Genomic DNA, 5365 nt, shown 5'->3' on the forward strand with positions numbered 1-5365 from the left:
GTGGGCCACCCGGACGGATATGGCCGACCCCGGCGCGTGCTTGACCGCGTTGGTCAGCGCCTCCTGCACCACCCGCCGGGCCGCGTGCCGCAGGACCGGCGCGGCCCACTCCCGGGTGCCGCCCTCCAGATCGCAGCTGTCCCGCTCGCCGCCGCCGCTCGCGGCCCGCGCCTCCGCGCCGTACGTCTCCTCGCGCTCCAGGCGCGCGCGCTCCCACACCTCGAGCGCGCGCTCAGGCATCCGCGCCGCGTCCGTGAAGAACGCGCCCTGCTGGCGCTCCAGATACTCGCCCCGCGTCTCGGTGGCCGCCCGCGCCGCCGCCAGCGTCTCGCGCGCCGCGTAGTAGTAGTGCAGGTACTCGTTGGGCAGCGAACCCAGCGCCCGCAGCCACTCGGCGCCGAACAGCCGGCCCTCCTCGAAGGACGCAAGCGCCGCGTCGTCCGCGAGCAGACCCGGCAGCAGGTCCCGGCCGCGCAGCGTCAACGACTGGAGCCAGCCGAGGTGGTTGAGCCCCACGTAGCCGTAGCCGACGGCCGCCGGATCGGCCCCCGCCGCCCTGGCCGCCCGCCGCACCAGGCCGACCGGCGAGTCGCAGATGCCGATCACCCGGTGCCCGAGCCGCCTCGACATCGCCTCCGTGACCATTCCGGCCGGGTTGGTGAAGTTGATCAGCCAGGCGTCGGGCGCCACCGCCCGCATCCGGTCCGCGATCTCCAGCGCGACGGGGATCGTCCGCAGCCCGTAGAGGATCCCGCCGGCGCCCACCGTCTCCTGGCCGAGCACCCCGGCGGCCAGCGGCACCCGCTCGTCCCGCACCCGGCCCGCCGTGCCGCCCACCCGCATCGCGCAGAACACGAAGTCGGCGCCGCGCAGCGCGTCGTCGAGGTCGGCCGCGATCCGCACCGCCGGCGCGTCCGGCACGCCCGCCGCCTGGGCCGCGAGCACCGAGGCGATCACCCGCGCCCGGCCCGGATCCGGGTCGAACAGCGTCACCTCCGCGCACCGCCCCATCGCCCGATCGGGCGACTCCTCGGGACTGACTGTCAGTAGCGCCCGGTATACCAGGGGAACGCGGAATCCGCCGCCGCCGATGATCGTGAGCCTCATGGCCCGGAACGTACCGTAGAGGAGAAGGCCAGATGCCCGGGAGCACACGGTGACCCACCAGGACGACCACGACCAGGCCCCACCGGCCAGCGCGTTCGACCCCCTCGCCGCGCTGCGCGCCCCCACCGACCCCGACTACGACGTGTATCTGACGGGCACGGTCTTCCTCGACATCGTCTTCACCGGCCTGGAGTCGGCCCCCGTGCGCGGCACCGAGTCCTGGGCGCGCGGCATGGGGTCGAGCCCCGGCGGGGTGGCCAACATGGCCACCGCGCTCGCCAGGCTCGGCCTGCGCACCTCGCTGGCCGCCGCCTTCGGCGACGACAAGTACGGCGAGTACTGCTGGGAGACGCTGGAGCGCGGCGAGGGCATCGACCTCTCCCGCTCCCGCACGGTCCCCGGCTGGCACTCCCCGGTCACCGTGTCCATGGCCTACGAGGGCGAGCGCACGATGGTCTCGCACGGCCACGAGGCCCCGCCGCCCTGGGGGCCGCCCACCGGGCCGCCGATCGACGAGGCGGCGCCCGCCGCCGTCCCGGCCGTGCCGCCCCCGCCGCGCGCCCGGTCCTCCGTGGCCTCGCTGCGCCCCGGGCAGCCACAGGGCTGGATCAGGGAGGCGGCCGCCGCCGGCGGCCTGGTCTTCGCCGACGTCGGCTGGGACGACACGGGCGCCTGGGAGCTGGCCGAGCTGCCCGACCTCGCCCACTGCGAGGCCTTCCTACCGAACGCGGCGGAGGCCATGCGCTACACCCGCACCGACTGCCCGCGCGCCGCCGCCCGCGCGCTGACCGAGCGGGTGCCGATCGCCGTCGTCACCATGGGCGCCGAGGGCGCCTACGCGGCCGACGGGCGCACCGGCGAGACGGCGGAGGTGCCGGCCATCGTCGTCGAGGCCCTGGACACCACGGGCGCGGGGGACGTCTTCGTGGCCGGCTTCGTCACCGGCACCCTGGCCGGCTGGCCGCTGGCCGACCGGCTGGCGCTCGCCGGCCTCACCGCCGCCCTCTCGGTCCAGGAGTTCGGCGGCTCGCTCTCCGCGCCCGGCTGGGGAGAGGTGGCCGCCTGGTGGCAGCGGATCCGCTCGCTCCCCGAGGCCGGCGGCCGGCTCGACCACGAGCTCGAGCGGTACGCGTTCCTCTCCGAGCTGCTGCCAGGAGCCGCCCCGACCTGGGCCCGTCGTCGCGCGGTGCCCACGCTCGGTTTCCGTGGGTGAGCGTCGATGCCCGCGCCTCAAGACCATCGCGAACTGCGCCGATCGCACTGGGTAATTTCCTGGGGATACGCGGGCGTAGCGTCGTACCCTGGCCTCGGAAGTCCTGTACCGCCCCGCAGTCAGTTCAGAGAGGGATGAGCAGGCCGAGCAGCGGCCGCCCATGACGCAGACACCCACACACCAGCCGGCGGCCCGGGCCGCCGAGGCGACCGCCCGGTTCACCGTGCCGGCGAAGCACCCGATGGTCACGGTTCTGGGCTCCGGGGACGCGCTGCTGCGTGTCATCGAGAAGGCGTTCCCCGCCACCGACATCCACGTCCGGGGCAACGAGATCAGCGCCACCGGCGACGAGGCCGAAGTCCAGCTCGTACAGCGGCTCTTCGACGAGATGATGCTGGTGCTGCGCACCGGCCAGCCGCTCACCGAGGACGCGGTCGAGCGCTCCATCGCCATGCTGCGCGGCTCAGAGGACGGCGGCGGCACCAGCCCCGCGCAGGTCCTCACGCAGAACATCCTGTCCAACCGCGGCAAGACGATCCGGCCCAAGACGCTCAACCAGAAGCGCTACGTCGACGCCATCGACCAGCACACGATCGTCTTCGGCATCGGCCCCGCCGGCACCGGCAAGACCTACCTGGCCATGGCCAAGGCCGTGCAGGCGCTGCAGTCCAAGCAGGTCAACCGGATCATCCTCACCCGGCCCGCGGTCGAGGCCGGCGAGCGGCTCGGCTTCCTGCCCGGCACGCTCTACGAGAAGATCGACCCCTACCTGCGGCCGCTCTACGACGCGCTGCACGACATGCTCGACCCGGACTCCATCCCGCGCCTGCTCAGCGCCGGCACCATCGAGGTCGCCCCGCTCGCCTACATGCGTGGCCGCACGCTCAACGACGCGTTCATCATCCTGGACGAGGCACAGAACACGAACCCCGAGCAGATGAAGATGTTCCTCACCCGGCTCGGCTTCGAGTCGAAGATCGTCATCACGGGTGACGTCACCCAGGTCGACCTGCCGGGAGGCACCAAGAGCGGCCTCCGCCAGGTGCAGGAGATCCTCGACGGCGTCGACGACGTGCACTTCTCCCGGCTCACCAGCCAGGACGTGGTCCGGCACAAGCTCGTCGGCCGCATCGTGGACGCATACGAACGCTTCGACGACCGGAACGGAAAGTAGCCGCCGCAGATCATGGCGATCGAGGTCAACAACGAGTCCGGCCTGGAGATCGACGAACGCGCGATCCTCGACATCGCCAGGTACGCCCTGGCCAGGATGCGCATCCACCCGCTCTCCGAGCTGTCGGTGATCGCGGTCGACGAGGCCGCCATGGAGCAGCTGCACATCCAGTGGATGGACCTGCCGGGCCCCACCGACGTGATGTCCTTCCCGATGGACGAGCTGCGCCCGCCCACCAAGGACGACGAGGAGCCCGTGCAGGGCCTCCTCGGCGACGTGGTGCTCTGCCCCCAGGTCGCCGTCCGGCAGGGCGCCGCCGCCCCCACGAAGCACTCCATGGACGCCGAGCTCCAACTGCTCACCGTCCACGGCGTGCTCCACCTCCTCGGCTACGACCACGAGGAGCCGGACGAGAAGGTCGAGATGTTCGGCCTGCAGAAGGCGATCGTCGACGGTTGGCGCGCCGAACACGGCCTGACCGGCCCCTCCCCGGCCCCCACGACGACATGACCGTCACCGCGCTGCTCTCCGTCATCGGGCTGCTGGCGCTGGCCTGGCTGTCCTCCTGCGCAGAGGCCGGCCTGGCCGTCGTCACCAGCTTCCGCGCGGAGGAGGCCAAGCGGGCCGGCCGCCGAGGCGCCGCCCGGCTCGCCGTGCTCGCCGCCGACCCCACCCGCTACCTCAACCTGGCCCTGCTGCTGCGGGTCTGCAGCGAGATGGCGGCCGCGGTGCTCGTCGCCCACGCCTGCCTCCAGGAGTTCGACCGGATATGGCAGGCGCTCGCCGTGGCCTTCGGCGTCATGGTGCTGCTGTCCTTCGTCGCGGTCGGCGTCTCCCCGCGCACGATCGGCCGCCAGCACCCGCTGATGACGACCACCGTCGCCGCGTACGTGCTGGTGCCGCTGGGCCGCGTGCTCGGCCCCGTCACCCAGCTGCTGATTCTGCTCGGCAACGCGCTCACCCCGGGCAAGGGCTTCCGCCGCGGCCCCTTCGCCTCCGAGGCCGAGCTGCGCGCCATGGTCGACCTGGCGGAGCGCGAGTCCCTGATCGAGGACGAGGAGCGCCGCATGGTGCACTCCGTCTTCGAGCTCGGCGACACCCTGGTGCGCGAGGTGATGGTGCCGCGCACCGACATCGTCTCCATCGACCGCCACAAGACCGTCCGCCAGGGCCTCGCGCTGGCGCTGCGCTCCGGCTTCTCCCGGATCCCGGTCACCGGCGAGAGCGACGACGACATCGTCGGCATCGTCTATCTCAAGGACCTGGCCCGCGCGGTGCACGTCAAGCGCGAGACCGAGGCCGACCCGGTGGAGTCGGTGATGCGGCCCGCGACGTTCGTGCCGGACACGAAGAACGCGGGCGACCTACTGCGCGAGATGCAGCGGGACCACATCCACCTCGCCGTCGTCATCGACGAGTACGGCGGCACGGCGGGCCTCGTCACCATCGAGGACATCCTGGAGGAGATCGTCGGCGAGATCACCGACGAGTACGACACGGAGCTGCCGCCCGTCGAGGACCTCGGCGAGGACGCGCACCGGGTCACCGCCAGGCTCGACATCGGCGCGCTCGGCGAGCTGTACGGGCTGCGGCTCGACGACGAGGACGTGGAGACGGTCGGCGGCCTGCTGGCCAAGGCGTTGGGCCGCGTCCCGATCGCCGGCGCGAGCGCGGAGGTCCCGCTCACGCCCGAGCAGTCCACGGCGCGGGAGGAGGAACGACCGCGGTTGGCCGCGCTGCGGCTCACGGCGGAGGCGCCCGTGGGGCGCCGCAACCGCATCGACCGCATCCTGGTCGAGCCGGTCCCCACCCCACCGGGGGACTCCCCGGACCCGGCGTAGGTTCGCTCCGCGGGGTTCCCCTCACCCACC

Annotated in this window: 5 protein-coding genes; 4 read left to right on the top strand and 1 reads right to left on the bottom strand. The window is 73.0% G+C overall.

The features are described from left to right. On the bottom strand, positions 1-1107 hold a 1107-nt coding region (locus tag E1265_RS33035; RefSeq protein ID WP_132934647.1), incomplete at its 3' end, for a 6-phospho-beta-glucosidase. 49 nt (positions 1108-1156) lie between these two features. Between E1265_RS33035 and E1265_RS33040 the strand changes: the two genes are divergently transcribed. From E1265_RS33040 to E1265_RS33055, 4 genes are all read left to right on the top strand, one after another. Beyond that, entirely contained in the window at positions 1157-2320 is a 1164-nt protein-coding gene (locus E1265_RS33040) for a PfkB family carbohydrate kinase (protein WP_132934648.1), read from the top strand. Between the two features lie 160 nt (positions 2321-2480). Continuing rightward, on the top strand, positions 2481-3494 hold the full coding sequence (locus E1265_RS33045) for a PhoH family protein (protein ID WP_132934649.1): 1014 nt from the start codon (positions 2481-2483) through the stop codon (positions 3492-3494). A 12-nt stretch (positions 3495-3506) separates the two neighbouring features. After that, positions 3507-4004, top strand: a complete 498-nt coding sequence (gene ybeY / locus E1265_RS33050) for an rRNA maturation RNase YbeY (protein ID WP_132934650.1) — start codon at positions 3507-3509, stop codon at positions 4002-4004. Beyond that, positions 4001-5335 carry a hemolysin family protein gene (locus tag E1265_RS33055; protein WP_132934651.1) on the top strand — a complete coding sequence of 445 codons (1335 nt, stop codon included), beginning with the start codon at positions 4001-4003 and terminating at the stop codon, positions 5333-5335. Before ybeY ends, E1265_RS33055 begins: the two co-directional genes overlap by 4 nt. Positions 5336-5365: the final 30 nt, after the last annotated feature.

The organism is Streptomyces sp. 8K308, assembly GCF_004348315.1.
Lineage (GTDB): Bacteria > Actinomycetota > Actinomycetes > Streptomycetales > Streptomycetaceae > Streptomyces.